General features: G+C 74.7%; 23 protein-coding genes. 7 read left to right on the top strand and 16 right to left on the bottom strand.

The features are described 5' to 3' along the window. Positions 1 to 194: 194 nt before the first annotated feature. The gene (locus ACIRD3_RS01890; RefSeq protein ID WP_402210037.1) at positions 195 to 911 is read right to left on the bottom strand and encodes a response regulator; all 717 of its coding nucleotides are present in this window, start codon (positions 909 to 911) and stop codon (positions 195 to 197) included. Further along, positions 908 to 2,794, bottom strand: coding sequence for an ATP-binding protein (locus ACIRD3_RS01885; protein WP_402210034.1), 1,887 nt, complete (start codon positions 2,792 to 2,794; stop codon positions 908 to 910). Before ACIRD3_RS01885 ends, ACIRD3_RS01890 begins: the two co-directional genes overlap by 4 nt. 153 nt (positions 2,795 to 2,947) lie before the next feature. On the opposite strand from ACIRD3_RS01885, the gene ACIRD3_RS01880 reads away from it, so the two are divergent. Further along, positions 2,948 to 4,402, top strand: coding sequence for a cation:dicarboxylate symporter family transporter (locus ACIRD3_RS01880; protein ID WP_402210031.1), 1,455 nt, complete (start codon positions 2,948 to 2,950; stop codon positions 4,400 to 4,402). 212 nt (positions 4,403 to 4,614) lie between these two features. On the opposite strand, the gene ACIRD3_RS01875 is transcribed toward ACIRD3_RS01880, so the two are convergent. The 9 genes from ACIRD3_RS01875 to ACIRD3_RS01835 all read right to left on the bottom strand — a co-directional run bounded on the left by ACIRD3_RS01875 (position 4,615) and on the right by ACIRD3_RS01835 (position 15,001). Further along, positions 4,615 to 5,592: a hypothetical protein gene (locus tag ACIRD3_RS01875; RefSeq protein ID WP_402210028.1), complete on the bottom strand. Its 978-nt coding sequence runs from the start codon at positions 5,590 to 5,592 to the stop codon at positions 4,615 to 4,617. Positions 5,593 to 5,788: 196 nt separating this feature from the next. Next, positions 5,789 to 6,439: an RNA polymerase sigma factor gene (locus ACIRD3_RS01870; protein WP_402210025.1), complete on the bottom strand. Its 651-nt coding sequence runs from the start codon at positions 6,437 to 6,439 to the stop codon at positions 5,789 to 5,791. Positions 6,440 to 6,571: 132 nt separating this feature from the next. Continuing rightward, on the bottom strand, positions 6,572 to 7,243 hold the full coding sequence (locus ACIRD3_RS01865) for a GTP-binding protein (RefSeq protein ID WP_402210022.1): 672 nt from the start codon (positions 7,241 to 7,243) through the stop codon (positions 6,572 to 6,574). After that, positions 7,224 to 7,601 carry a DUF742 domain-containing protein gene (locus tag ACIRD3_RS01860; protein ID WP_402210765.1) on the bottom strand — a complete coding sequence of 126 codons (378 nt, stop codon included), beginning with the start codon at positions 7,599 to 7,601 and terminating at the stop codon, positions 7,224 to 7,226. The genes ACIRD3_RS01865 and ACIRD3_RS01860 overlap by 20 nt, the downstream gene beginning before the upstream one ends. 113 nt (positions 7,602 to 7,714) lie before the next feature. Continuing rightward, entirely contained in the window at positions 7,715 to 8,125 is a 411-nt protein-coding gene (locus ACIRD3_RS01855) for a roadblock/LC7 domain-containing protein (protein ID WP_402210019.1), read from the bottom strand. Further along, a complete protein-coding gene (locus tag ACIRD3_RS01850; protein ID WP_402210016.1) occupies positions 8,122 to 11,010 on the bottom strand; it encodes a nitrate- and nitrite sensing domain-containing protein in 2,889 nt (962 codons plus the stop codon). Before ACIRD3_RS01850 ends, ACIRD3_RS01855 begins: the two co-directional genes overlap by 4 nt. 43 nt (positions 11,011 to 11,053) lie before the next feature. After that, a complete protein-coding gene (locus ACIRD3_RS01845; RefSeq protein ID WP_402210013.1) occupies positions 11,054 to 11,968 on the bottom strand; it encodes an MHYT domain-containing protein in 915 nt (304 codons plus the stop codon). A 433-nt stretch (positions 11,969 to 12,401) separates the two neighbouring features. Beyond that, positions 12,402 to 13,766 (bottom strand): cytochrome P450, encoded by a 1,365-nt coding sequence (locus ACIRD3_RS01840; RefSeq protein WP_402210010.1) that lies wholly within the window; start codon positions 13,764 to 13,766, stop codon positions 12,402 to 12,404. 167 nt (positions 13,767 to 13,933) lie between these two features. Then, complete coding sequence (locus tag ACIRD3_RS01835) at positions 13,934 to 15,001, bottom strand: RNA ligase (ATP) (RefSeq protein WP_402210007.1); 1,068 nt, start codon at positions 14,999 to 15,001, stop codon at positions 13,934 to 13,936. Between the two features lie 376 nt (positions 15,002 to 15,377). Between ACIRD3_RS01835 and modA the strand changes: the two genes are divergently transcribed. The 3 genes from modA to ACIRD3_RS01820 all read left to right on the top strand — a co-directional run bounded on the left by modA (position 15,378) and on the right by ACIRD3_RS01820 (position 18,377). Beyond that, positions 15,378 to 16,244 (top strand): molybdate ABC transporter substrate-binding protein, encoded by an 867-nt coding sequence (modA, locus tag ACIRD3_RS01830; protein ID WP_402210004.1) that lies wholly within the window; start codon positions 15,378 to 15,380, stop codon positions 16,242 to 16,244. Further along, positions 16,241 to 17,173 carry an ABC transporter permease gene (locus ACIRD3_RS01825; protein WP_402210001.1) on the top strand — a complete coding sequence of 311 codons (933 nt, stop codon included), beginning with the start codon at positions 16,241 to 16,243 and terminating at the stop codon, positions 17,171 to 17,173. The genes modA and ACIRD3_RS01825 overlap by 4 nt, the downstream gene beginning before the upstream one ends. A 103-nt stretch (positions 17,174 to 17,276) precedes the next feature. Beyond that, positions 17,277 to 18,377, top strand: coding sequence for an ABC transporter ATP-binding protein (locus ACIRD3_RS01820; protein WP_402209999.1), 1,101 nt, complete (start codon positions 17,277 to 17,279; stop codon positions 18,375 to 18,377). Positions 18,378 to 18,403: 26 nt separating this feature from the next. Here ACIRD3_RS01820 and ACIRD3_RS01815 read toward each other — a convergent pair whose 3' ends face one another. Continuing rightward, positions 18,404 to 19,063 carry a response regulator gene (locus ACIRD3_RS01815; RefSeq protein ID WP_402209996.1) on the bottom strand — a complete coding sequence of 220 codons (660 nt, stop codon included), beginning with the start codon at positions 19,061 to 19,063 and terminating at the stop codon, positions 18,404 to 18,406. 105 nt (positions 19,064 to 19,168) lie between these two features. Further along, positions 19,169 to 20,416 (bottom strand): sensor histidine kinase, encoded by a 1,248-nt coding sequence (locus ACIRD3_RS01810; RefSeq protein ID WP_402209993.1) that lies wholly within the window; start codon positions 20,414 to 20,416, stop codon positions 19,169 to 19,171. Between the two features lie 189 nt (positions 20,417 to 20,605). Between ACIRD3_RS01810 and ACIRD3_RS01805 the strand changes: the two genes are divergently transcribed. Genes ACIRD3_RS01805 through ACIRD3_RS01795 form a run of 3 tightly spaced genes read left to right on the top strand, consistent with a single transcriptional unit; the run spans position 20,606 to position 23,082 of the window. Beyond that, positions 20,606 to 21,523, top strand: coding sequence for an ABC transporter ATP-binding protein (locus ACIRD3_RS01805; protein ID WP_402209990.1), 918 nt, complete (start codon positions 20,606 to 20,608; stop codon positions 21,521 to 21,523). Further along, the gene (locus ACIRD3_RS01800; RefSeq protein ID WP_402209987.1) at positions 21,520 to 22,287 is read left to right on the top strand and encodes a hypothetical protein; all 768 of its coding nucleotides are present in this window, start codon (positions 21,520 to 21,522) and stop codon (positions 22,285 to 22,287) included. Before ACIRD3_RS01805 ends, ACIRD3_RS01800 begins: the two co-directional genes overlap by 4 nt. A 39-nt stretch (positions 22,288 to 22,326) precedes the next feature. After that, positions 22,327 to 23,082 carry a hypothetical protein gene (locus tag ACIRD3_RS01795; RefSeq protein WP_402209985.1) on the top strand — a complete coding sequence of 252 codons (756 nt, stop codon included), beginning with the start codon at positions 22,327 to 22,329 and terminating at the stop codon, positions 23,080 to 23,082. A 177-nt stretch (positions 23,083 to 23,259) separates the two neighbouring features. Here the strand turns inward: ACIRD3_RS01795 and ACIRD3_RS01790 are convergent, their stop codons facing one another. The 3 genes from ACIRD3_RS01790 to ACIRD3_RS01780 all read right to left on the bottom strand — a co-directional run bounded on the left by ACIRD3_RS01790 (position 23,260) and on the right by ACIRD3_RS01780 (position 25,679). Next, positions 23,260 to 24,009, bottom strand: coding sequence for an aminoacyl-tRNA hydrolase (locus ACIRD3_RS01790; protein ID WP_402209983.1), 750 nt, complete (start codon positions 24,007 to 24,009; stop codon positions 23,260 to 23,262). A 126-nt stretch (positions 24,010 to 24,135) separates the two neighbouring features. Further along, positions 24,136 to 24,660, bottom strand: coding sequence for a hypothetical protein (locus ACIRD3_RS01785; protein ID WP_402209980.1), 525 nt, complete (start codon positions 24,658 to 24,660; stop codon positions 24,136 to 24,138). A gap of 89 nt (positions 24,661 to 24,749) precedes the next feature. Beyond that, the gene (locus ACIRD3_RS01780) at positions 24,750 to 25,679 is read right to left on the bottom strand and encodes a hypothetical protein (RefSeq protein WP_402209978.1); all 930 of its coding nucleotides are present in this window, start codon (positions 25,677 to 25,679) and stop codon (positions 24,750 to 24,752) included. Between the last annotated feature and the right edge of the window lie 77 nt (positions 25,680 to 25,756).

The following is a 25,756-nucleotide window of genomic DNA, read 5'->3' as shown; positions in this document are numbered from 1 at the left end:
CGAGAGGTCACGCCCGGAGCGCCCACGATCGAGCACCACGATCGAGAGCACCCGCGATCGGGAGCGCCCACGATCGGGAGCGCCCACGATCAGAAGCGCCCGCGATCGAGAGCGAGTCACGGCGATCGAGAGCGGTCACGACGACCGGGAGAGGCCACGGCTGAGGACCGCCGCGAACCGGCGAGCGCCGGCCGTCAGCCCTTGGAGCCCGTCTTCCACCGGTAGCAGAGCTCCGGCCGCCCGACGTTCCCGTACTGCGGCTCCCGCACCGCCCGTCCGGTGTCCACCAGGTGCTCCAGGTAGCGCCGTGCGGTGATCCGCGAGACCCCGGCGGCGGCACCCGCGGCGGCCGCCGACAGACCGGTCGCGGCCTCCCGCAGCACCGAGGCGACGGTGTCCAGGGTGGGCGCGTACAGGCCCTTGGGCAGGGTGCTGCGCTCGGGGGTGCGGAGCAGCGCGAAGGCCTGGTCGACCTCGTCCTGGCCGGTCGCCTCGCCGGTGCGCCCGAGGCTGTCGCGGTAGCGGGCGTAGCGTTCCAGGCGGTCGTGCAGGGCGGCGGCACTGAACGGTTTCAGCAGGTACTGCACGACGCCCGCCGAGACGGCCTGCCGGACCATCGCCAGGTCACGGGCCGAGGTCACCGCGATCACGTCGGTGCTGTGGCCGGCGGCGCGCAGCGTGCGGCACAGCTGCAGCCCGTGGCCGTCCGGCAGGTAGAGGTCCAGCAGGGTGAGGTCGACGGGGGTTCCGGCGGCGCGGGCCCGGTCGAGGAAGCGCAGCGCGTCGGCGCAGCTGTGGACGGTGCCTGCGGCGTGGAAACCGGGTTCGCGCTCGACGTACAGGGTGTGCGCGGCGGCCGCCACCGGATCGTCCTCGACGACCAGGACCGAGATCCCCGCCGGGCCGGTCATGCGGACACCCCTTGCTGCTCGGCCCCTGCCGCCTCCGGCCCGCCCGGCCGACCGGCCGCGTCCGGCAGCCGACCGACCGCTTCCTCCGCTGCACCGGCCGCTTCCCCCGACCGACCGGCCGCCTCCGCCAGTCGACCGGCCGCTTCCCCCACCGCACCGGCCGCCGCGCCCGCCCGGCCGGCCAGCGGCAGCCGGACCGTCAGCACCGCCCCGCGGTCCCGGCCGACCTCGACGGTGCCGCCGTTGCGCCGGGCGGCCTGGGCGACCAGGGCCAGGCCGAGGCCGTGCCCGCGACCGTCCTGCTTGGTGCTCCAGCCGCGCCGGAACACGTCCTCGACGGCCGAGGGGTCGATGCCCGCGCCGGTGTCGGCGACCCGCAGCAGCAGGCACGCGCCGTCGGCCCCGTCCCCGTCGATCCGCGCGGTGACGGTGACCTCCGGCGGGGCGGTGCTCCGCGCGGCCCCCGCGATGGCGGCGTCCACGGCGTTGTCGATCAGGTTGCCGAGCACGGTGATCAGGTCCCGCGCGGGGAGCTTGGGCGGGAGCAGTCCGTCGTCGATCCGGCTGTCCTCGGTGAGGGTCAACTCCACTCCCCGCTCCGCGGCTTGGGCGGCCTTGCCGAGCAGCAGCGCGGCCAGCACCGGTTCGCTGACCGCCGCGACCACCCGGTCGGTGAGCTGCTGGGCGAGTTCGAGTTCGGCGGTGGCGAACTCCACCGCCTGTTCGTGGCGGCCGAGTTCGATCAGCGAGACGACCGCGTGCAGCCGGTTGGCGGCCTCGTGCGCCTGCGCGCCCAGCGCCTCGGTGAAGCCGCGGACCGAGTCCAACTCGCCGCTGAGCGACTGCAGCTCGGTGTGGTCCCGGAGGGTGACCACCCGGCCGAGGCCGGTGCCGATGGTGGAGGTGTTGAGCACCACGACCCGCTCGGGCGTCAGGTGCACCTCGTCCCGGACCGGCTCCTCGCCCAGGACGGTGGCGACCAGCGCCTCCGGCAGTCCCAGCTCCGTCACCGGGCGGCCGTCCACGTCCCCGGCCAAGCCGAGCAGTTCGCGGGCGGCGTCGTTGCAGAGCACGACCCGGTGCGAGCGGTCCAGCAGGACCAGCCCCTCGCGCACCGAGTGCAGCGTGGCCTGGTGGTACTCGTAGAGGTGGCTGAGCTCCTCCGGCCCCATGCCGTGGGTGTGCCGCCGCAGCCGGGAGTTGGCGAGGTAGGTGCCGGCGCCGCCGAGCGCGAGCGCGGCCACCGCCACCCCGACCAGGGCCATCAGCGGGCCGCTGAGCTGGGCGGAGATCGACTCGACCGTACGGCCCACGCTGACCAGCGCGACCACCCGGTGCCCGTCGTCGTACACCGGCGTGACCACCCGCACGGACGGGCCGAGCGTGCCGGTGTACGTCTCGCTGCGGGTCTGCCCGGCGAGCGCCCAGTCGATGTGCCCGAGGTAGCGCTTGCCGATCTGCTCGGGCAGCGGGTGGGTCCAGCGCACACCCTCGGTGTCCATGACGGTGATGAAGGAGACCCCGGTGTCCAGGCGCACCTGCTCGACGTACGGCTGGAGCACCGCCGTCGGGTCCGGACCGGCGACGGCGGCCCGCACGGACGGCGAGTCGGCGACGGCGTGGGCGACGGCGGTGACCTGGCCGCGGGCCGCGTCCTCGGTCCGGTCGGCGGTGAAGAGGTACGCGAGCACCGCGCCGCCCGCGACCACCGCGGCGACGATGACCACCTGGACGACGAACAGCTGCCCGGCCAGACTGCGCACCAGCCGACGGGGCAGCCGGCGGGACGGGCCGCCGGACGGACCGCCGAACGGACGGCCGAACGGACGGCGGGACAGCGGGAGCCGACGGCGCGCGGAGGTGGGGGCGGTGCGCTCGGACATGCCAGCCAGTGTGCACCACGGGCCGCACGGCCGACCCCGGTGCGCCGAGCGTGAACTCTATGAACGCAAACGTGACCTCCGTCACTCCCCGACCCATAGTCGGATCGGCCCACCACCCGGGGCCGCCAGGACTGCAGGGCAAAGGAGCCGCAGATGTCGATCGCTGGAGCCGCGACGGCGGGGGGACCCAGACGCAAGGACCGCACCCACTACCTCTACCTCGCCGTGATCGCCGCGGTGGTCGCGGGCGTGGTGGTCGGACTGGCCGCCCCCGGCTTCGCCGTGGAGCTCAAGCCGGTCGGCACCGGCTTCGTCAACCTGATCAAGATGATGATCAGCCCGGTGATCTTCTGCACCATCGTGCTGGGCATCGGCTCGGTGACCAAGGCCGCCAAGGTCGGCAAGGTCGGCGGCCTGGCCCTCGGCTACTTCCTCGTGATGTCGACCGTCGCGCTGGCCATCGGCCTGGTCGTCGGCAACCTCCTGGAGCCCGGCGGCGGCCTGCACCTGACGACCGCGCTCGCCAAGGCCGGCCACGCGCAGGCGGCGGCCGGGGGCGCCCAGTCGACCACCGACTTCCTGCTCGGGATGATCCCCGACACCATGTTCTCGGCCCTCACCCAGGGCAAGGTGCTGCAGACCCTGCTGGTCGCCCTGCTCACCGGCTTCGCCCTGCAGGCGATGGGCCCGAGCGGCGCCCCGGTGCTGCGCGGCGTCGAGCACGTGCAGCGGCTGGTCTTCCGGGTCATGGCGATGATCATGTGGGTCGCGCCGATCGGCGCCTTCGGGGCCATGGCCGCCGTGGTGGGCGCCACCGGCACGGCCGCGCTGAAGAGCCTCGCGGTCATCATGATCGGCTTCTACCTGACCTGCGCGCTGTTCGTCGTCGTGGTGCTGGGCACCCTGCTGCGCCTGGTCGCCGGGATCAACGTGTTCGCGCTGCTGAAGTACCTCGGCCGCGAGTTCCTGCTGATCCTCTCGACCTCCTCCTCCGAGAGCGCGCTGCCCCGCCTGATCGCCAAGATGGAGCACCTGGGCGTCAGCCGCCCGGTCGTCGGCATCACCGTGCCGACCGGCTACAGCTTCAACCTCGACGGCACCGCCATCTACCTGACGATGGCGTCGATCTTCATCTCCGAGGCGATGGACAAGCCGATGTCGATCGGCGAGCAGCTCTCGCTCCTGGTGTTCATGGTGATCGCGAGCAAGGGCGCGGCCGGGGTCACCGGCGCCGGCCTGGCCACCCTCGCGGGCGGGCTGCAGTCGCACAAGCCCGCGCTGGTGGACGGGGTCGGCCTGATCGTCGGCATCGACCGCTTCATGTCCGAGGCCCGCGCGCTCACCAACTTCGCCGGCAACGCCGTCGCCACCGTCCTGATCGGGCGCTGGACCGGCGAGCTCGACGCCGAGCGCGCCCGCCGGGTGCTGGCCGGCGAGGTGCCCTTCGACGAGCTGACGCTGGTCGACGGGCACGGGGCCGGCAACCCGGCGACGGACGCCTCGCCCGAGGCCTCGCCCGCGACTGTGCCCGGGACCGGGTCCGGGACCGGGTCCGGGACCGAGTCCGACGGCGTCCCCACCCAGGGCACCGCCCCCGCCGCCGCCTGAGCGACGGCGCAGCCCCTCCCACTCCCCCGGTTCGGCGCCTCCCCAACCCCGGAAACGGCGCCGAGCCGGGGGCTTCCGGCTCCCGGCCCGAACAGCTCCCAGGTCCGAGCAGCCCCGGGTCCGAACAGCTCCCAGGTCCGAGCAGCTCCGACCGGCACAGCTCGCGACCCGAACCGCTCCCGCAGCCACAGCTGCCGCGGTCGCCCGTCAGGTCACAGTTCCTGCGAGCCGCTGACCGCCCAGGCCACCCCGCTCGCCGGGTCCTCCAGCGCGACGTGCAGGTGGTGCAGCCCGGCCGCCGGCTCCTGCCAGGTGAAGCAGCGCATCCGGGCCACCAGCGCGTTCACCTCGCCCGGGTCCGGCCCGTCCGCCCCGGCCATCGCGGCCAGCGCCCGCCACAGCCCCAGCCGCCCGTGCGCGCAGCCCTGCGCCCGACCAACGGCGGCGGCGCGCACCAACGCCGGATAGGCGAGCGCGAACGGCAGGTACCCGCCGACCACCCGCCGCCCGCGGGCCAGCAGCGCGGCCGCCAGTGGGGCCTGGCCGCGGACGCAGACCACCTCCGCCCACGGCGCCAGCGCGCCGAGCTCGGCCCGCGCCCGGGTGACCCGGGGCCCCACCGGCCGACCGTCCGTCCGCCGCACCGGGGCCGGCAGCTCCACCTCGCCGAGGCCCTCCCGGCTGGCCGGCAGGGTCAGCAGCGCGCTCCGCGCACCGCCGCCGGGCAGGTACTCGCGCACCCGCACGGCCTCCTCCCAGCCCGCCGCCTCCCACGGCTCCAGACGCAGCGGCACGCCCTCCGGGTCGGGCTCGGCCCCGTACGAGAGGTCCTCGCCGAGCAGGACCCGGGTGTGCGCGACCAGCCGCCGCACCGGGGCCGGGCCGAGCAGCGGGGCCAGCCGCAGCCAGGAGTGCCGGGTCGCCAGCACCTCCCAGAGCGGACCGGCGTCGTGGTCGGCCACCCCGGCGACCGTCCCCTCGCCGCCGTCCCGGTCGAACAGCCGGACGGCCAGCTCGGGCGGTGCCGCGTAGGCGATCAGGTGGCCGAGCGGGGCGGTCAGGGCCGCCGCGGCCTCCTCACCCGCCTCGACCACGGCGGTCGCCCGGCCCTGCCGGTAGGCGGCGAGCAGCTCGTGCCAACGGCCGTCCTCGGCCAGGGCGCGCAGGCGGCGGTCCTCGTACGTGATCACGATTTTCAGCGTACGGGCCGTACCGGCACAACAGCTGACTTGCCGTCAGCACGGTGCGTCGGGCCGCCGTTCGCCACGCGCGGGGACCCCGGCTCGCGCCACCCGCGCCCGCCACCCACGCCCGCCACCCCCGCGCGCCACCCGCGCCCGCCGCCGCGCCCGCCGGCGGCAGCCGTCCGTCGCAGCCGTGCCCCCGTCACCCGCAGCCGCGCTCGCGCTCCCGTTCGATGACGGCGCGCAGTCGCCCGTGGGCGCGGCGGCGGGTGACGGCCAGGGTGCTGCGGTGCAGCCCGAGCAGCGCGGCCGCTTCGTCGACGGTGTAGCCGTCGACGTCCACCAGCGCCACCGCGCGGGCCTGCTTGGCGGTCAGGAAGCCCAGCAACCGGGCCACCTCCCAGCGCGCCTGCAGCTCGGCCGTCCCGCCCGCCCACGGCGCGGACACCGCCCGGTCCCGCTCGGCCGCGTCGCCCGCCTCCGGCACCTCGGGCATCGGGACCCTCCGGCGCTCCCGGCGCCACTGGTCGCGCAGCAGGTTGACCATCGTGGTGACCGCGTAGGCGTACGGCTGCGGATGGCCGAGGAAGCGCTCCGGCCTGCGGGCGATCCGCAGGTAGGCGTCGTGGACGACGTCCCCGGCGGCGAGCGGACTGCCGGTGAGGGCCGCGGCCGCCTGCTGGAGCCTGGGGAGCAGCGCGGTGAACACCCGGTTGAACTCGGCCGATCGACCGCCACTGCCGCAGCGGCCACCGCTGCCGCCGCCGCCGTTCCCGCACCTCCCGCCGGCCCCGAACGGGCCGAAGCCCTTGTCCGGCCCACCGTCCGCCCGCCGACCGCCGCAATCCACCATGCCGCTCTCCCCGGGAATCGGCACCCCTGACGCCCACCTGGGCCGGACCAGCGCCCCGGCCAGGCAACCTGTGACACAGGTCACATGATAGGTCGCCGTGTTCACCGTGCGCAGTCATTCCTGCGCAATGGGTCATCGATCCTGCAGGGTGCGGGAGTTCACCTCCGGCGACGCGGAGTCCGCGAGCAGCCGGGCGGCGCGCGCCCGGCCCGCGTGCTCGACCAGGTTGATCAGCACCTCCTTGCCCGACGACCGGCGGCGCGCGTCGCAGAGCAGCACCGGCGTTCCCGCGTCCAGGTCCAAGGCCCGGGCGACCTCCGCCGGGCCGAACTCCCTGGTCCCGGCGAAGCGGTTCACCGCGACCACGAACGGGATGCCCCGGTGCTCGAAGAAGTCGACGGCCGGGAAGCAGTCGGTCAGGCGGCGGGTGTCGGCGAGCACCACGGCTCCGAGCGCGCCCTGGGCCAACTCGTCCCAGAGGAACCAGAACCGGTCCTGCCCCGGCGTCCCGAACAGGTAGACCGCCAGGCCCTGGCGGATGGTGATCCGCCCGAAGTCCATCGCCACCGTGGTGGTGCCCTTGCGCTCCACGCCGTCGAGGTCGTCCACGCCGCGCCCGGCCTCGGTCAGCCGCTCCTCGGTGCGCAGCGGGCGGATCTCGCTGACCGCGCCGACCAGCGTCGTCTTGCCCACCCCGAAGCCGCCCGCCACCAGGATCTTGAGGGCGAGCACGGTGCCGTCGGGATCCTCCGCCGCCGACAGACCGGCGGGACGGGACAGGTGGTCAGAGTGCGCGGAGTCCATGGATGACCTCCTGGAGGATGCGCTCGTCGGGGAGCAGGGCGGGCGGGACGGGGCGGCTGACCCGGATGAGCCCGGCCGCCAGCAGATCGCCGAGCAGCACCCGCACGACTCCCACCGGCAGGTCGAGATCGGCGGCGAGCTCGGCCACGGACAGCGGCGTGCCCCGGCACAGCGCGAGGATCCGTTCCTGTTCGGGGCCGACGGGCGGCTCGGGCGCGTCGGGCGCGAACGCCGCCGGTCCGGACGGGCCGGATGGTCCGGACGGACCGGACGGACCGGACGGGGAGGCCGCGTCGCAGAAGACCACGGCGATCAGGTCGAGCTGCTGCTCACCGGCCCCCGTGCGGCCCCGAGTCATCGTGTACGGACGGACCAGCGGGCCGGCCTCGTCGTCGTACCAGCGGGCCCGGTGGGCGGCGGCGAGCGGGTTCCGTGAGTGCGGGGTACCGGAGCGCGGGTCGGGCACCGGGCTCACCAGCCGTCCACCGGGCGCGGCGCGGCGCCCAGGTGCTCCCCGACCCGGCGGACCAGTCGGGCCATCTCGTAGGCGATCAGCCCGAGGTCGGCCCGGGCGGTGGCGAACACGGCCAGGCAGGTGCCCTCCCCGGCCGCCGCGACCAGCAGGTACCCGCCCTCCAGCTCGACCATGGTCTGCCGGACGTCACCCGCGCCGAAGTGCCGGCCGGCACCCTTCGCCAGACTGTGGAAGCCGGAGGCGACGGCCGCCAGGTGCTCGCCGTCCTCGCGCGGCAGACCGGCCGAGCCGCCCATGGCCAGGCCGTCGGCGGAGAGCACCACGGCGAAGCGGACCTCGGGGGCGCGCCGGACCAGCTCGTCCAGCAACCAGTTCAGCTCTCCTGCGCGGTGGGTGGTGCCGATCACGGACGCTCTCCTTCGGGTCGGGGTTGGAACAGGGAACCGCGCGGACCCTGCGGCGGCGGGCGGTCGGCCGGGTCGGCAGGCCGCTCGACGGGCTGATCGACCGGCCGTTCCACGGGCTGGACGGCCGGCCGTTCGAGGGGCTGGACGGCGAACCGGCCCTCGGGTCCGTCGTACCGTCCGCCCCCGGGACGCAGTCCGCGCGCCCACCCGCTCTGGAAGGCCGCCATCGCCGCGCGCGCCGCCTCGGGGCTTCGGCCGTCGCCGTCGCGACCGCCGGACTCCTGGCTCGTGGACGTACGGCTCCCCGGAGCACGGCGCCCTGCGCTGCGCCCCGCGGGCTCCGGCCCGGCCGGGGCCTCCCGCAGCTGCGGCACGAGGCTCGCCTGCCGGGTCCGCCGCGGCAACTCCTCCGGCCCCGGCTCGGGTTGACGGCCTCCCGGCACCGGCCCCGGCTCGGGCACCGGCCCCGGCTCGGGCACTGGCCCCGGCACCGGACCGGAGTCCGAACCGTACGGCTGCGGCGACCCGGCCTGCGGACGGGAGGCCGCACCCGGGCCCCCGTCCGCAGCCGGGTCCGCCACCCGGGCACCAGCGGCCCGGAAGGGGGTGCGGCGCACCGGCCCGGGGTCGCTCCCCCGGACGCCGAACGGCAGCAGCGCCCCACCCTCCGGCGGCGGCCCACCCGCCGCCGGAAGTCCTGACGTGCCCGCGTGCTGCGGGCGGTCCCCACTCGCCGGAGGCCCGCCGACCCCCGCCGGATCGACGTCCAACTCCGGTACCGGACCGTACGGTTGGCGCGACCCGCCCGTGGGCCCGTCCGCCGGCCGCTCCTCCCATCCGTCCTCCGGGCCGGCCGCCGGCTCGTCCACCGCCCCGCCGCCGAGCAGCGCGGTAGGCAGCAGGACCACGGCGGTGGTGCCGCCGTACGCGGAGGTCACCAGCGAGACCTTGACGTCCTGCCGCCGGGCTAGCCGGCTGACCACGAACAGGCCGAGCCGGTCACTGTCGAAGAGGTCGGTCGGTTCGGCCGCCGCGATCCTGCGGTTGGCGGCGGCCAGCGCCTGCGTCCCCATGCCGAGGCCCCGGTCCTCGATCTCCAACGCGTAGCCGGCGCCGACGCGTTCGCCCCGGACGTGCACCCGGGTGTGCGGCGGGGAGAAGCCGGTGGCGTTCTCCACCAGTTCGGCGACCAGGTGGGTGAGGTCGGCGACGGCGTGCCCGGCGACGGCGGCGCGCGGCAGCGGGTGCACCTCGACCCGGGCGTACTCCTCGACCTCGGAGACCGCCGCGCGCACCACGTCCACCAGCGGGACGGGCCGGCGCCAGGCCCGGCCGGGGGCGGCGCCGGAGAGGATGATCAGGCCCTCGGCGTGGCGACGCATCCGGGTGGTGAGGTGGTCGAGCCGGAACAGGTCGGCCAGCTCGGACGGGTCCTCGGTGCGGCGCTCCATCGCGTCCAGCAGGGTGAGTTGGCGGTGCACCAGGACCTGGCTGCGACGGGCGAGGTTGACGAACACCCCGGACACCCCCGACAGTACCTCGGCCCGCTCGACCGCCGCGGTGACGGCCGCCCGCTGGACCGTGCCGAGCGCGCGGTGCACCTGGCCGATCTCGTCGCCACGTCCGGTCGGCCGCGGCGCCTCGATGTCGATGTCGACCTCCTCACCGGCCCGCAACTTCCGCATGGTCGCTGGGAGTTTGCGACCGGCAAGCTCAAGTGCCGTGTTCCTCAGGCCGATCAGCTCGGTCACCAGGCCGCGCCCGATCTGCACCGAGATCACCAGCGAGGCCAGCACGCCGACCAGGCCGAGCAGCACGGCCGCCCCGGCCGGAGTGAAGAGGCCCAAGGCGTAGGGGTTCTGGCGCTCCGCGGCGAGCCGTCCGGCCTGGTCCTCGACGGCGCGCAGGCCGCTCTCGACGTTCCCGGCCACCATCGCCCACCGGTCCGCCGGCACCGCGACGGCGGCCGTCCGACCGTCCGCGGCCGCACGGACCCGCTCCTCGTACCCGACCAGCTCGCGGTGGTCCTGGCCGCCGGTCACGGCGAGCAGCGCCTCCCGTTCGGCGGGGCGCAGGCCGGTCACGGAGCCGCGCTCGAACTCCCGCCGGGCGAAGGCCGTACCGGCGAACTCGCGCAACTGGTCGTCGCCGAGCGCTCCGGAGAGCTGGGCGGCGCGCAGCAGCGCGTCCTCCCGGGCCAGCAACTCGCGGGAGCGGGCCAGCTCCAGCAGGACCCGCGCGTCGGCGGCGGCCGGGCGGCCTTGCAGCGGGGCTACGGCCTCGGCCGCGGCGAGCGCCCGGTCCACCGCCTCGCCGTACGCGGCGTACGCCTCGGGCCAGCCGACACTGCGCGCCAGGACCCGGCCGCGCAGCTCGGGCAGGGCGGCGAGGGCGGCGCCCAGGGCGTCCAGGCGGGCGGCGGCGTCGCCGCCGAGGCCCTGGGCGTCGGCACGGTTGTAGCCCTGGTCGGGGTGGCGGGAGTCGGGGTACAGCGGGGTGACCGCGCGGTCGGTGACTGCGACGGCCTCCCGCAAAGCGCTTTCCCGGGCGGCGCTGGGGGCGGTCGGCGAGGCGGCCAACAGCTGCCCGGCGGCGGCGCGTTCGGCCTGCAGACCGGCGACCGCCCCGGCGACCGGGGTGAGCACGGTGCGCTGGGTGTCGCGCTGGCGCAGCAGGTCCCAGACGCCCTGGGCGGTGGTGACGGTGGCGAACCCCCACAGGGCGATGACCGAGACGACCGGGACCATCAGCAGGGCGATGATCCGGGCGCGGACGGTCCGGGGGCGCAGCCCGCGCAGCCACGGACCGGGGCGTGGCGCCCGGGCGGGCGGCCCGGCGTGGGCACCCCGGCGGGCACCGGGAGCGGTACCGCGGTCGTCTCGCATGGATGAGGAGCCTTTCGGGGCGGTGGGGAGCGGCGTGAGGAGCTCAGGCGGCGCGGTCGCGGTGCTCCGCGTCAGGGCGCTCCGCGTCGTGGCGCCCGACGCCGGGGAAGCCGGGCTCGCGGGTACCGGGACCGAGGGGATCGGGACCGGGGTGATCCGGGCCGGGGCGGGCGGCCCCGACGGGGAACTCCAGCTCCTCGATGGCCAGTTGGCCCGCCCGCCGGTGGGCGGCCCGCTCCTGGGCGGTCGGGGAGAGCGCGACGAAGGCCGAGGCGAGGAAGAGGAACGAGCCCAGGCCGACGGCGAGCGGGAAGACGAACTCCATCGGACTGGCCCCGCCGAGGCCGGTCCGGGTCGGCTCCAGCCGGACGTGGACGGCGGCCATCCCGGTGTAGTGCATGCAGCTGACGGCCAGCCCCATGGCCAGCGCGGCGGCCCCGGCCGCGGAGAGGTTGCGGATGGTGACGGCGGCCCAGAGCGCCGCGGTGGCGGCGCCTACCGCGACCAGCACGGACAGCGCGACCGTCCCGGCGTCGTAGCGCAACCCGCCGTGCATCCGCACCGCGGCCATGCCCAGGTAGTGCATCGCGGCGACGCCGAGTCCGGTGGTGACACCGCCGCCCAGCAGGGAGAGGCCGCGGTGCCCGCCGTAGCAGACCACGGCAAGGCCGAGGCCGGTGACCAGCACGGCGACCGCCAGGCTGAGGACGGTCAGCGGGACGTCGTAGCGCAGCTCGGTGCCGTCGACGGCGAAGCCGAACATCGCGACGAAGTGCATGGTCCAGATGCCGGAGCCGATCGCCGCAGCGGCCGTGACCAGCCAGTTCCGCCGGACGGAGCCGGTCGCGGCCAGACCGCGCAGCGTGCAGCGCAGCCCGAGGGCGGCGCCGGCGCAGGCCATCAGGTACGAGAGGGCGGGCGTCAGCCAGCCGAGGCTGAGGTGGTTGAGGGTGCCCATGGGACCTCCGGTCGACCGGTCGGGCCCGGAGGCGGTACGCAGCGCGCCCGGGCTCCCCGGGCCGGGCGGACTCCATGCGGCCGGCGACGAGGTCCCGTCATATGCCAGCCGCATGTGCGCTTTCGGCCTGGGGTGCGTGGGACGCTATCGAGGGGCCGGAAACAGCCACCAGAAGATCTGAAAAGCTGCCCGCCGGTGGCGGGTGATGTGTTCGAATGACCCGGTCGTGTGCCCGGGCTCCGGACGGGAAGCGGGCGACGACGGGCGGCCGTGACAGCAGACAGTGAACAGATGACAGAGTTTGAAATCTGTCATCTGTTCACTGAAATCTGTTCGCTGAAATCTGTCTGCTGTTATCCGTTCGCCGTCATCTGTTCGCTGAAGTCCGTCCGCTGCTATCGGTAAGCCGTCAGCCCTTCAGCCCTTCAGCCCTTCAGTCGCTCGCCGTGACCCGGATCCGCATGGGGCTCGCTGCCCGCAGCGTGACCCCCTGGGAGAGTGCCACTCGGCGGTCCACCGCCTCCACGTCGAAGTCCCGCAGCACAGCGCCCAGGGTCAGCACCGACTCCAGCATCGAGAAGTGCTGCCCGATGCACGCCCGCGGCCCACCGCCGAACGGGAACCAGGCGTAGCGGTGCCGGGCCTTCTCCTCCTCCGGCAGGAAGCGGTCGGGATCGAAGCGCTCCGGATCCACCCAGTGATCGGGGTGCCGGTGGGTGACCAGCGGGGCGACGACCACCTGCGCGCCCGCCGGTATGACGTACCCGTCGATGACGGTCTCCGCGACCGCCCGCCGGCCGGTCAGCGCCGCCGCCGGGTAGAGCCGCATCGCCTCCTTCAGCACCCGGGTGAGGTACGGCAGCGCCTCCAGGTCGGCCGCCGTCGGCGCCCGTCCGGCCAGGACGGTCCGCGCCTCCTCCCGGGCCAGCTTCCGTTGTTCCGGGTGCTTGGCCAGCAGGTGCAGCGCGAAGGCCAGCGAGGTGGCCGTGGTCTCGTGCCCGGCGAGCATGAACACCAGGACCTGGTCGCGGAGTTCGGACGGATCCAGCCGTTCCCCGTCCTCGCCGCGGGCGCGTCCGAGCAGCGTGAGCAGGTCGTCCGCGTCCTCGTCGCCGCCCCCGCGCGCGGCGCGCTCCGCGATGATCCGGTCGCAGATCTCGTACAGCGCCCGCTGGGCCTCCAGGCCGCGCCGGTTGCCCGGGGTCGGCCAGCTGCGCGGGACCCGGACCGGGGCGAATCCGCGATCCTTGACGTACTCGCCGAGCACCGGGAAGCTGCGCTGCACGACGGCGACGGCCTCCTCCACGTCGGCGCCGAAGAGGATTCTCGCGACCGTCCGCAAGGCGAACCGCGACATCTCGTCCGCCGCGTCCACCACGCCGTCCGGCGCCGTCCGCCAGCGTTCGGTGAGCGACTTCACCTCCTGCGCGATCGCGCCCGCGTAGCCGTCCACCCGGCGACGGGTGAACAGCGGCTGGATCAGCCGGCGCTGGCGCTGGTAGTCGCCGTCCTGGCTGGTCAGCAGCCCGTTGCCGACGCTGGTCCGCAGCTCGTCGTAGAAGGCGTTGTCCTTGCGGAAGTTGGCCGCCTCGCCACCCAGCACCTGCTGGGCGCCCTCCGGGGAGAACACCGCGTAGAAGTCGGCCCGCAGCCCGGGCGGGCCGGCCTGGATCCGTACCACGTCCCCGTGGTCCCGCCGGGCCGCGAGGTAGGTGCGCAGCGGCCGGCGCGTGAGGTCGAACAGTGATCCGACCAGCGGATTGCCGGCCGGTCCGGGTATGACGGTTTCGGCGGTCATGGTGACTCCTTCTGCACGGGGATACCCGTCTCGACTCTACTGACGGTCAGTCAACGCCGGAAGGAACGCCCCAAGCCGCCGGGCACGCGCCCCGCTCGCCGACCGCCGGGCACACGCCCGCCCGCCGACCGCCGGGCGCGCACCCGCTCCCCACCGGACCGCCGGGCCTACTCGTACTCGGTGCCGCCCTTGCGCGTCAGGTAGGCGTCGCTGACCACCTTGGCGATCGCCCGCCCGCCGAGCACCGGGCTCCAGCGCTCGGTGACCGGTCGGACCACGACGCCTTCGCGCAGGTGGAGTTCGCGCCCCGAAATGCTCTCCTTGCCCAGCGCGTGCCCCAGCACGACCTCCGGGTCGAACGGCCCGCGCCACAGCTCCGGCACCAACGGCAGCTCACCGTCGAGCAGTTCGGACGCGGACAGCCAGCTCAGCTGACCGTCCACGACGGCCGACACGTCGAACGCCGCGTAACCGGGCCGGTCGGTGCGCGCCGAGGCGCCGTAGCTCAGGTCCTGCACACCCTCGCCGAAGACCTCGCCGAAGATGCCGACCCGCTCGGCGCCGAGCCGCTCCGCCAGTCGGGCGGCCACCGCAGGGATGTCGTAAGCGCGCACCGCCCGCCAGTACAGGTTGCGCTCGTCCTCGACCAGCGCCAGCCCCTGCGCGCCGATCCCCTTGGACGAGACCTGCACCTCGCCCGTGTCCGCGGTGTAGGTGACCAGGCAGCAGCTGCCGTGCAGCTTCTCGGTCAGCACCACCGGCTCGCCGGGCTCGAAGACGTCCGGGTACCGCTTGAGGTTCTCGATGTCCACCCAGGGCAGCAGGTCGGGCGCGCTGACCACGTCCCCGCTCATCGAAGTCGGGACCGGGGGCTGCCACTTGACCACGCCCAGCAGCTCGGCGAAGTCCTCGCCGCACTCGGCCGCGGCGACCAGGTCGGTGTCGGCGAGCGCGGTGGGCCGGCAGACGATGCCCTGGGAGAGCTCGCCGCGCAGCCGTACCGCCTTCACCCGGTTCGCCTGGGCACCGGCCAGCTTGCCGGTCAGTCCCAGCTCAGCGATCAACTCCTCGGGCAGCACGGACTGTTCGGGGATGTAGACGGCGTAGTCTCCGGTCCGGTACGCGCCCCTCGCGACCACCGCTCGGTAGAGACCGACCTGGGCGAGCTCCAGAGCATCGGCGTTCGGGTGCTCCAGGATGGTCAGCTTCTCGGCGGTGACGCGCAGCGTGGACATTGGAACGGACTCCTCCCCTTGGTTCGACCGCGGCGGCGCACCCGCGCGGCCCGGTCGCACGTACGGACGTCCGAATGCACGGACGGTGACCACTCTGGCCGCTCGCCCGCCCCGGCGCGACGCATTTTCCGCCCACCCCCTCGTCCACCCCCTCGTCCATCCCCGCGCCCACCCCACGCCCACCCCACGCCCGCCCCTCCCCCTCGCACGCGTTTGAGCCATCCCACAGCAGGCCCGGCACCCCCGCCAGGCCCCGCCTGTGCAAAGCGACAGAGGATTTATCGCTCGTATTTGCGGCACTATGATCGCCGTAATGGCCGCAACTGCGGTCGTCCCTCGCGCCCCTCCCGGCGCGCACCCCGGAGGGGAAGCACCGATGAGCATCTGTACCACCGGCACCACCCGCAGACTCGCCGTCGCCGCCGCAGCGGCCCTCGCTCTCAGCCTCGGGGTCACCGCCTGTGGCAGCGACGGCGGCACGTCCGGTTCCACCGCTTCGACCGCCGCCACCGCCGCGAACCCCGCGGGGTCCCCGGCGTCCGCGGGAAGCGGCACCGCGCCGAAGGCCAGCGGCACCATCACCGTCTTCGCCGCCGCCTCGCTCAAGGAGACCTTCACCGAGCTGGGCAAGAAGTTCGAGGCCGCCAACCCGGGCAGCAAGGTCACCTTCAACTTCGGCGGCAGCTCCACCCTCGCGAGCAGCATCAACTCCGGTGCCCCGGCGGACGTGTTCGCCGCCGCCAGCCCGGCCACCATGAAGACCGTGGCCGACGCGGGCGGCGCGAGCGGCCAGCCGACGACCTTCGTCAAGAACACGCTCACCATCGCCGTCCCCAAGGGCAACCCCAAACACATCGCGGGCCTCAAGGACCTCACCGCCTCCGGCGTGAAGGTCGCGCTGTGCGCGAAGGAGGTACCCTGCGGCGCCGCCGCCCTGACCGCGCTCAAGGCCGCCGGGCTGGAGCTCACCCCGGTGACCCTGGAGCAGGACGTCAAGGGCGCGCTCACCAAGGTCGAACTCGGCGAGGTGGACGCCTCGCTGGTGTACAAGACCGATGTGCAGGCCGATGCTGCGAAGATCGACGGCGTGACCTTCCCCGAGGCCGACAAGGCCGTGAACGACTACCCGATCGCCGCGCTCGCCAAGGCACCGAACAAGGACGGCGCCGCCGCCTTCGTCACGTACGTCCAGTCGCCCGAGGCCAAGCAGGTGCTGACCGCGGCGGGCTTCCAGGCGCCGTGAACCTCCGCACCACCGGCCCCGGCGAAGGCAGCCCGGGCGAAGGCACCACCGACGAAGGCGCCACCCGCGCAGGCAGCTCCGGCGGAGGCACTGGCGGCGGACGGCGGTCCGGTCCGTACCGCCGTCCGCGCCGTCCGCGCCGGTCGCACCGGCACCGCGTCCCGGTCACCCTGCTGCTCCCGGCGCTGCTCGGGCTGGCGTTCCTGATCCTCCCGTTGGTCGGGCTGCTGGTCCGGGCGCCGTGGAGCGGCCTGTCCGAACAACTCACCAGCACCGCCGTCTGGGACGCGCTGCGCCTGTCGCTGATCAGCGCGACGGCGGCCACCGCCGTGTCACTGGTCCTCGGGGTCCCGCTGGCCTGGCTGCTCGCCCGCACCGAGCTGCCGGGCCGGCGGGTGATCCGGGCACTGGTCACCCTGCCGCTGGTACTGCCGCCGGTGGTCGGCGGAGTGGCGTTGCTGCTGGTGCTCGGGCGCCGCGGCATCGTCGGCTCCTGGCTGGACTCCGCGTTCGGCATCACGCTGCCGTTCACCACCACCGGGGTCGTGATCGCCGAGGCCTTCGTGGCGATGCCGTTCCTGGTGATCAGCGTCGAGGGCGCGCTGCGCGGCGCCGACCCCCGCTACGAGGAGGCTGCCGCGACCCTGGGCGCCTCCCGGCTGACCGCGTTCCGGCGGGTCACGCTGCCCCTGATCGCTCCGGGGATCGCCGCCGGAGCCGTCCTGGCCTGGGCCCGGGCGCTCGGCGAGTTCGGCGCGACGATCACCTTCGCGGGCAACTTCCCCGGCCGTACCCAGACCATGCCGCTGGCCGTCTACCTGGCCATGGAGTCCGATCCGCAGGCCGCGATCGCGCTGTCGCTGGTACTGCTGGCGGTCTCGGTCGCCGTCCTGGTCGGCCTGCGCGACCGCTGGCTGTCGACGCCGTGACGCCGCCCGCCACCGCCTCGCCGCACCCCACCGTGACCGCCAGAACGCCTGAACGCCTGGACGTCTGGACGTCTGGACGTCTGAACGCCTGGAAGCCGACCCGATGATTACCGAGACGAACGCCGAGATGAGCGCCGAACGCCTGCCGAGCACCGCCCTCGACGCCCGGCTGCGGGTCGAGCGCGCCGCCTTCACCCTCGACCTCGCCCTCACCGCCGCCCCCGGCGAGGTGATCGCGCTGCTCGGCCCCAACGGCGCCGGCAAGTCCACCGCCCTGCGCGCCCTCGCCGGGCTGCTCCCGCTCACCGGCGGCCACCTGCGGCTGGACGGCCGCCTGTTGGAGGATCCGGCCGAGCGCGTGCACACCCCCGCCGAGGACCGACCGGTCGGCGTGGTGTTCCAGGACTACCTGCTCTTCCCGCACCTCAGCGCGCTCGACAACATCGCCTTCGGCCCGCGCTGCCAGGGCCTCCCCAAGCGCGCCGCCCGGGCCGAGGCGGCCACCTGGCTGGAGCGGATGGGCCTGGCCGACCACGCGTCGGTGCGCCCCGGCCGGCTCTCCGGCGGACAGGCGCAGCGGGTGGCCCTGGCCCGGGCGCTCGCCGTCCGCCCCCGGCTGCTCCTGCTGGACGAGCCGCTGGCCGCCCTGGACGCCCGGACCCGTCTCGACGTACGGGCCCGACTGCGCCGCCACCTGGCCGAGTTTGAGGCGGTGGCGGTGCTGGTGACGCACGACCCGCTGGACGCGATGGTGCTGGCCGACCGGCTGGTGGTGATCGAGCACGGGCACGAGGTGCAGTCCGGCAGCCCGGCCGAGGTCGCCCGGCGGCCGCGCACCGACTACATCGCCCGACTGGTCGGGCTGAACCTGTACCAGGGGCGTGCCGAGGGCGCCCGCGTCACGCTCGCGGACGGTACCGTCCTGGCCACCACCGAGGAGTTGGACGGCCCGGCGTTCGTCGCCTTCCCACCGTCCGCCGTGACCCTCTACCGGGAGCGGCCGCAGTCCAGCGCGCGCAACCTGTGGAAGGCCGAGGTCACCGGCCTGGACCTGCACGGCGACCAGGTCCGCGCCGACCTGGCCGGCGAGCTGCCGATGGCCGCCGACCTGACCCCGGCGGCCGTCGCGGAGCTGGGCCTGGCGCCGGGGGTCACGGTCTGGGCCTCGGTCAAGGCCACCCAGACCCACGCCTACCCGGCCTGATCCGACCGCGAATCGTCGGACCCGCCCTACTCCGAAGGCTCGACGAACCCCGACTCGTACGCGGCGATCACCGCCTGGGTGCGGTCCCGCGCGCCCAGCTTCGCCAGCACACTGCTGACGTGCGTCTTCACGGTCTGCACGCCGAGGAACAGCTGCTCGGCGATCTCGCCGTTGCTGAGACCGCGCGCGACCAGCCGCAGCACCTCCGCCTCGCGCTCGGTCAGCGCCGCCCGCTCCATGGCGGCGCGGGCGGTCGGATTGCCGTGCCCGGCGGCCAGGCGGCGGATCGCGGCCGGGAACAGCAGGGTCTCGCCCGCCGCCACCAACCGGACCGCGTGCGCGATCTCGGCCGGCCGGGAGCGCTTGAGCAGGAAGCCGTCGGCGCCCGCGCGCAGCGCCTGGTAGACGTAGTCGTCGTTCTCGAAGGTGGTCACGACCAGGATCCGCGGCGCCCGCTCCCCCGGGGCGCCGGGGCGCAGCAGCTCGCGGGTGGCCGCCAGTCCGTCCATGACCGGCATCCGGACGTCCATCAGCACGACGTCCGGGCGCAGCGTCCGGGCCGTCGCCACCGCCTCCGCGCCGTCGGCGGCCTCGCCGACCACCCGCAGGTCCCCCTGCGCCTCCAGAACGGCCCGCAGGCCGAACCGGACCAGTTCCTCGTCGTCGGCGAGCAGGATGTCCGTCATCCCCGCACCACCCTCCCCGTGTTCCCCATGTTCCCCGTGCTCCCCGTGCCCTCTCCCGCTCCCTGTGCCGTCTCCCGCCGGACCCGTCTCCGGCAAGATCATCCGTCACGCCCCCAAGCGTAGGGGCAGCCGGACGGCCAGCACCCACTCCCCGCTCCCGTCGGCCGCCGCCCCGGCCGTGGCCTCGCCGCCGAGCAGCGTGGCGCGCTCGCGGATGCCGCGCAGCCCCTTGCCGCCCTTGCGTCCGCCGCCCGCCGGGCGCGGCACTCCGCCGACGCCGCCCGAACCGCCCGCGCCGCCACCGCCGTTCGCGCCACGCCGCGCCCGGTTGGTGCAGCGCAGCTCCAACTGCCCGTCCCGGACGGCGATCGAGACCCTGAGCGGCTCCCCCGGCGCGTACTTGAGCGCGTTGGTCACGCCCTCCTGGAGGATCCGGTAGGACTCGCGGGCGAGCACCCCTGGCAGCGTGCCGGTCGGCACGTCGATCCACGCCTCGACCGGACTGCCGGCCGCGCGGGCGGTGTCGAACAGCGCCGGCAGCTGCTCGATCCCGGGCTGTTCGGTGGCGGTGCCGTTCGCGCCGGGCGGGGTCTCGCGCAACAGGACGAGGGTGCGTTCGAGGTCGTCCATGGCCTGGCGCCCGGTCTCCTCGATGACCTCCAGCGCCTTGGCGACGAACTCCGGGTCCCCGACCTCCCGCGCCGCGCCGGCCTGAATGACCGTCACCGTCAGTGCGTGGCCGATGGAATCGTGCAATTCGCGGGCCAACCGGTTGCGCTCCAGCAGCCGTTCGGCCCGCAACTCGGCCTCCGCCAGTCGCTCCGCCGGGGACGGTCCCAGCAGCCTCACCGCCATGGCGAGTTGGAGACGACCTGCGACCACCACCAGCCAGCCGTAGGCGAACAGCGCCACCGGCAGCAGCGGAAGGCAGCTCGGCCCCCGGGGCCCCGCCAGCAGACCGCCGCCGGCGTTGACGCCGAGCACCGTGGCCATCCCGACGGCCGAACCGAGCGCGACCCGGCCGATCAGCCACAGGGCGGTGCGCCACCGGTCGGCCCAGCCGCGGGAGGAGTCGGCGGCGATGTCCTGCTCGCGGTCGGGCACCAGCAGCAGCCGGGCCTGGATCCCCTCCGCCCGCCGCGTCGCCGGGATGAGCGCGACGAGCATCAGCAGGACGGAGTCCACGGCGATGCACTCCGCCACGATCCGGGTGAGCGTCAGCCCGACCGTCCCCGGATAGATCAGCATGACGACACCCACGAAGATCCATCCGACCAAGAGGTGCAGCAGGCGCGCGTAGGTGGCGCCGGCCAGCAGCGGCGCGAGGATCCCGGGTACGGCGATCTTGGTCACCGCGCCATCCTGCCAGTCCAGCGGCGGTTCGCGGCTCCCGCCCGTGGTGCGACCGCCCTCCCCCCCGAGAGGGAGGCGGCGCCACTCCGCTGCGGGATCCGCCGGCGGGCCCCGCTCCGGTCGAATGTGACCACCGGCCGCAACCGCCGGCAGCAACGAGCCACCGAACGACCCGAAGGGAGCGCGGCCGTGATCGAGATCCAGGGCCTGACCAAGGAGTACGACGGCCGACGTGTCGTCGATGACCTGTCGTTCGAGGTGCGCCCCGGCGTGGTGACCGGCTTCCTCGGCCCGAACGGCGCGGGCAAGAGCACCACCATGCGCCTGGTCCTCGGCCTGGACCGGCCGACCGCCGGACACGCCCTGATCGACGGCCGCCCGTACGCCGAACTGGCCGAGCCACTGCGGCGGGTCGGCGCCCTGCTGGACGCCCAGGCCCTGCACGGCGGCCGCACGGCGCGCGGCCACCTGCGCTGGCTCGCGGCCAGCAACGGCCTGCCGGAGCGCAGGGTCGGCGAGGTGCTCGCTCAGGTCGGCCTGACGGACGCCGCCGGGCAGCGGATCCGACGCTTCTCGCTGGGCATGCGCCAGCGCCTCGGGGTGGCGGCGGCGCTGCTCGGCGATCCGGCCGTCCTGCTGCTGGACGAGCCGGTGAACGGCCTGGACCCCGAGGGCATCCGGTGGATCCGCACCACGCTGCGCGCACTGGCCGCCGAGGGCAGGGCGGTGCTGGTCTCCTCCCACCTGATGAGCGAAATGGCGCTCACCGCCGACCACTTGGTGGTGATCGGACGCGGCCGGCTGCTGGCCGATGCCGCCACCTCCGACTTCATCGACCGGCACGGCCGCACCCGGATCCGGGTCCGCGCCGTGGACCCGGCCAAGCTGGCCGCCCTGTTCACCGACGCCGGCCACGGCCTCGACGCCACCCGGGTCGACGGCGGCGCCTGGGAGGTGAAGGGCGCCGAACCCGAGCGGATCGCCTCGCTCGCCGCCGCCCAGGGCGTGGTGCTGTACGAGATCGCGGTCCAACAGGACTCGCTGGAGGAGGCGTTCATGCGGATGACCGCCGACAGCGTCGAGTACCGGGCGGAGGCGGCGGCGTGAACCTCCCGACCCCCAAGGTCCTCCCGGCCCGTCCCGTCCTCCCGGTTCTCCGCGCCGAGCGGATCAAGTTCACCACCCTGCGCTCGCTCTGGATCACCCCGCTGCTCGCCCTGCTGCTCAGCGCCGGCCTCACCACGGCCGTGGGCGCCTGGCTCGGCGGCGCGGACCCCAACATCGTCGACGATCCCGGCGTGGGCGTCTTCTACGGGCTCAACTTCGGCCATGTCGCACTGGCCTGCTTCGGCATCCTGCTGATCGGCCAGGAGTTCAACACCCGCATGATCGACGTCTCGTTCACGGCCGTCCCCCGCCGCGCCCGGTTGTACGGGGCGAAGCTCACGCTCGGCGCGCTGGTCGGCCTCGCCGTCGGGGCGGCCGGAACGGCGGGCTCCTTCGCGGGGTACGCGGCGACCGTCCCCGGGGCCTGGCACGGCCCCGCGTTCACCCGCGCCGCCGTCGCCGGGGTGCTGTACCCGCCCTTGCTGGTGGTGTTCTGCCTCGGGCTGACCGCACTGCTGGGCAACCTCACCGCCGCCATGGGGCTGATCACCCCGACCGTCTTCCTGGTCTCACCGGCGCTCGGCGGGCTGCCCGGAGCCCGCGTCCTGGCCCAGTTCCTGCCCGACCGGGCCGGCCAGTACGCGCTGCACTACGTCGACGACCCGCACGTCGTCTACGGGCACTGGACCGGCCTGCTGATCATGGCGCTCTGGGCGGCCGCGGCCTCCTACGCCGGGCTGCGCGCCCTGCACCGCACGAAGTGAGCCCCGGGGCACGCGCCCCCGAACGACAGGAGGACGGGCATGAGCCCCCGGCCCACCGCCGCCGCCCTGCGCGCCGAACGGATCAAGTTCGCCACCCTGCCCTCGCAGTGGGCGGCCCCGCTGGTCGCGCTGGCACTGACCGTCGGCATCACCGCCGCCGTCAACGCCGCCTACGGAGTGAAGGACCACACCCCCGGCGAGGACCCGGCCGGCGGGATCTACTACGGCCTGCTGTTCGGCCACGTCGCCGTGGCCTGCTGCGGAATCCTGCTGATCGGGCAGGAGTTCAACACCCGCATGATCGGCGGCTCGCTCACCGCCGTCCCCCGCCGCGGCCGACTGTACGGCGCCAAGCTCGCGTTCGGCGCCGGGCTGGGCCTGCTGCTCGGGCTGGCCTCGACGGCAGGGTCGTTCCTGGTGGTCGACGCCACCGTGGGCGTGGACTTCTCCACCCCGGGCCTGGCCCGCAGCTTCCTGGCCGGTGTGCTGTACCACCCGATGCTGGTGCTGATCTGCCTCGGACTGACCACGATGCTGGGCAACTTCAGCTCCGCACTCGGGCTGGTCACCCCGATGCTCTTCCTGGGCACGACCTTCCTGTCCGCCGTTCCCGGCGTCAGCGAGGTCTGCCAGTTCCTGCCCGACCGGGCCGGCCTCTACGCGATGCGCACCCAGCCCGAACCGGGCACCCACTACGGGCACGGGACCGGACTGCTGATCATGGCGCTCTGGACGGCCCTCGCGGTCTACGGCGGCCTCCGGGCGCTGCGCCGGTTCGAGGCCTCCGGCGCCTGACAGCCGGCAGGTAACAGATAACAACCGACAGATAGCAGCTGACAGATGTTGAAATCTGTCAGCTGCTATCTGTCATCCGTCAGTTGTCAGTTGCCACCCGTCAGGCCCCAGTCCCCGGTCCCCGGTCCCCAGTTCTCGCCCCTCAGTCGCCATCCGTCGCCCACCGGACGGCTCCCCTCACCGCAGCGCCGGGTGCTCCGCGATCACCGTGCAGCTGCCCGGGGCGATCTCGGTGAAGCCCGCGTCCTGAACCACCGGCAGCCCGCTGCCGACCAGCTCCTCCCACGCCTCCGGCGTCGCCGTCCGCACCGCCAGCGCGAAGCCGGACTCCACCCACTCCTTGCGCTGCGCCTCGTCCAGCCGCCACCAGGCGAGCTGCGCGGCGTGCCCGGTCTGGGCCATCGTCTTGCCCGCGCTCATCTCCAGCTCGGGGTTGAGCCACAGCACCGGCAGCCCCGGCCCGGGCTCACCGACCTCGGCGGTCTCCTCCAGGTCCGTCCCGGAGACCTGCAGCTTGGCGAGCTCCTTCGGCCAGCCGTCCAGCGGAACCGGCGGGAACACCCGCACCTCCGCCTCCCGTCCCCGCACGGTGACGCCCGGCAGTTCGCCCGCCCGACGCCACTCCCCGCCCCGGCCCCGCCGGACCACCTTGCGGATCCGGGCGTCCTCCCAGGCCGCGACCCGCTCCGCCCACTCGCCGTCCGGCTCGGTCACCCGGGGGTCGGCCAGCAGGGTGAGCACCGCCCGGGCCGAGGTCTCCAGCGCGTCCGTCCGCCCGGGCGGGGTCGCCCGCTCCATCCGGACGAGCAGCGGCAGCACGTACTGCGGTCGCGCGTCCCGGTCCCCGACGGCCGGAGAGTCGCCGGGGTCGGCGTCGGGCGCACTGGACGGGGAAGCGGAAGCCGGGGCATCGAACGGAGAAGTCACCCGTCCAGGATGCCAGCCCGCCCCCGGCCCCCTCGTCCCACCCCATCCGCCCCCGCCCCCGCCCCACCCTCTCCCTCCCGTCCCGCCCGACCCCGTCCAGCGGTCAGCCGGCCCACGGGCCCCGGTTCAGCGCAACCGCTGCCGCAGCTCCTCCACGGCCGCCCGGATGCCCGCGCTGTAGGCGTCCCCCGGCAGGGCGTCCAGGCTGCGCACGGCTCGTTCGAGCTGCTCGCGCGCGAGGTCGGGCTCGCCGAGCTTGAGGTGGTCCGAGGCCAGGTTGAGGTGCAACGAGGGGTAGAAGGCGCGCACCTGGAGGGCCGCTTCGTAGGTCTGGGCGCGCTCGGCGGTCAGCGAGTCGGCGGCGGCCAGCGCGCGCCGGTCCCACTCCAGCTCTGCTCGCGGGTCGTCCTGCAGATCGGCCAGATAGTGCGCCAGCACGCACCGGTGGAAGACGTCCTGCTCCCCCAGCTCCTCCCACAGCGCCTCGAAGCTGGCCCGCGCCTCGGCCGTCCGTCCGCGTTGCGCCGCCCGCACACCGTCGAGCCCGAGCGCGATCCGGGCCAGCTCCGGCTCGTCAGCGCCGGTCGGGGCCTCGTCGGCGCCGACGGGACCGGTCGAGGACATATCGCGCATACCAGGCACATCGGACATGCCCGCAGCCTAGCCGCCCCACCCTGCCCCGGCCCACCCGCCGGCCCGCCGGACCCGCTGGCCCTCGGACCGCCCGGCCCGACGCCCGGTCAGCGCCGGTAGCCCCGCTGGGGGTCCCGCTCCTCCGCGTCCTCGTACACCAGGAACCAACCCTCCGGGTGCGTGGCCGCCAGCAGCATCTCCGTCCGCTGCTCGGCGGCGAGCTCCGGGTCGCCGTCGTCCGGCCCGTAGACGCCGAACAGCTCGTCGTGGCAGCCGTCCCAGTCGTAGTCGTAGAGGTCGGCCGGAAGGTCGCCCATCATGTCGGCCACCGATTCGGGCTGTGCGCCGAGCAGTGTCCGGGCGTCGACCAGCGCCATCCGCAGCGCGATCTCCTCGGCCAGGCAGCGCGGCAGCGGCCACTCGCCGAGCGCGAGGTCGTCGGCGAGGTCGTCGAAGGCCCGGGCCATCGTGCGGCGCCAGCCCCGGTGCAGCCGCCAGGTGCGCTGGGGCAGCCGGGAGAAGACCGTCCAGTCCGGGTCCTCGCCGTCGGAGACGGCCTCGTCCCCGTGCTCGTCGAGGTCGTCGTAGGCGGCGTCGGCCAGGCCGAGCAGTTGGGCGTGGAGCAGGCAGGCGGTGCGCGGGGTGAGGGTCCAGTCCGCGCCCGCGCCGCCGTCCTCCTCCTCGCTCTCCAGCGGGAACAGCTCGGCGAAGTCCGGGGTGAAGTCCTCGGTCACGCTGATCTCCAGCGTGCCGCCCATCGCCTCGACCCCGGGGATCGCGGCCACCAGCCGGTCCGGGTGGAGCAGCGCGCCGAGCGCCGCGTTGGCGTCCTCGGCGACCTCGCGCAGCAGTTCGCGGCGCTGGCCGGCCGGGTCGATGCCGTCGAAGTCCAGCTCCTCGACGGCCCTGATCGCGGCCGCGCGCAGGGCCGGCCAGTCGGTGATCCGCAGGCCCAGCACCACCGTCGCCTCGATCTCCTGCGCACCGGAGTCCTCCGCCGCGCCCGGCCCCTGTGGATGATCGCTTCGCTCGCCCATGGGGCTACGGTACGGCTTTTCGGCCGCCCGATCACCGGTCCGGACCACCTTGCGGAAGCCTTCTCGGCCACCGCCCG

Source organism: Kitasatospora sp. NPDC093550, assembly GCF_044764985.1.
Lineage (GTDB): Bacteria > Actinomycetota > Actinomycetes > Streptomycetales > Streptomycetaceae > Kitasatospora.
The sequence above is the reverse complement of the archived record's forward strand: the minus strand, read 5'-3'. Positions and strand labels throughout refer to the sequence as shown.

What these genes read in the sequence shown, in the direction of transcription:
- ACIRD3_RS01865 (WP_402210022.1), bottom strand. Translation starts at nt 7,243, where the DNA reads ATGGACTCCGCGCACTCTGACCACCTGTCCCGTCCCGCCGGTCTGTCG.
- ACIRD3_RS01795 (WP_402209985.1), top strand. Translation starts at nt 22,327, where the DNA reads ATGAGCCCCCGGCCCACCGCCGCCGCCCTGCGCGCCGAACGGATCAAG.
- ACIRD3_RS01870 (WP_402210025.1), bottom strand. Translation starts at nt 6,439, where the DNA reads ATGGTGGATTGCGGCGGTCGGCGGGCGGACGGTGGGCCGGACAAGGGC.
- ACIRD3_RS01850 (WP_402210016.1), bottom strand. Translation starts at nt 11,010, where the DNA reads ATGCGAGACGACCGCGGTACCGCTCCCGGTGCCCGCCGGGGTGCCCAC.
- ACIRD3_RS01890 (WP_402210037.1), bottom strand. Translation starts at nt 911, where the DNA reads ATGACCGGCCCGGCGGGGATCTCGGTCCTGGTCGTCGAGGACGATCCG.
- ACIRD3_RS01860 (WP_402210765.1), bottom strand. Translation starts at nt 7,601, where the DNA reads ATGACTCGGGGCCGCACGGGGGCCGGTGAGCAGCAGCTCGACCTGATC.
- ACIRD3_RS01835 (WP_402210007.1), bottom strand. Translation starts at nt 15,001, where the DNA reads ATGTCCACGCTGCGCGTCACCGCCGAGAAGCTGACCATCCTGGAGCAC.
- ACIRD3_RS01845 (WP_402210013.1), bottom strand. Translation starts at nt 11,968, where the DNA reads ATGGGCACCCTCAACCACCTCAGCCTCGGCTGGCTGACGCCCGCCCTC.
- ACIRD3_RS01780 (WP_402209978.1), bottom strand. Translation starts at nt 25,679, where the DNA reads ATGGGCGAGCGAAGCGATCATCCACAGGGGCCGGGCGCGGCGGAGGAC.
- ACIRD3_RS01785 (WP_402209980.1), bottom strand. Translation starts at nt 24,660, where the DNA reads ATGTCCGATGTGCCTGGTATGCGCGATATGTCCTCGACCGGTCCCGTC.
- ACIRD3_RS01885 (WP_402210034.1), bottom strand. Translation starts at nt 2,794, where the DNA reads ATGTCCGAGCGCACCGCCCCCACCTCCGCGCGCCGTCGGCTCCCGCTG.
- ACIRD3_RS01840 (WP_402210010.1), bottom strand. Translation starts at nt 13,766, where the DNA reads ATGACCGCCGAAACCGTCATACCCGGACCGGCCGGCAATCCGCTGGTC.
- ACIRD3_RS01880 (WP_402210031.1), top strand. Translation starts at nt 2,948, where the DNA reads ATGTCGATCGCTGGAGCCGCGACGGCGGGGGGACCCAGACGCAAGGAC.
- ACIRD3_RS01820 (WP_402209999.1), top strand. Translation starts at nt 17,277, where the DNA reads ATGATTACCGAGACGAACGCCGAGATGAGCGCCGAACGCCTGCCGAGC.
- modA (WP_402210004.1), top strand. Translation starts at nt 15,378, where the DNA reads ATGAGCATCTGTACCACCGGCACCACCCGCAGACTCGCCGTCGCCGCC.
- ACIRD3_RS01815 (WP_402209996.1), bottom strand. Translation starts at nt 19,063, where the DNA reads ATGACGGACATCCTGCTCGCCGACGACGAGGAACTGGTCCGGTTCGGC.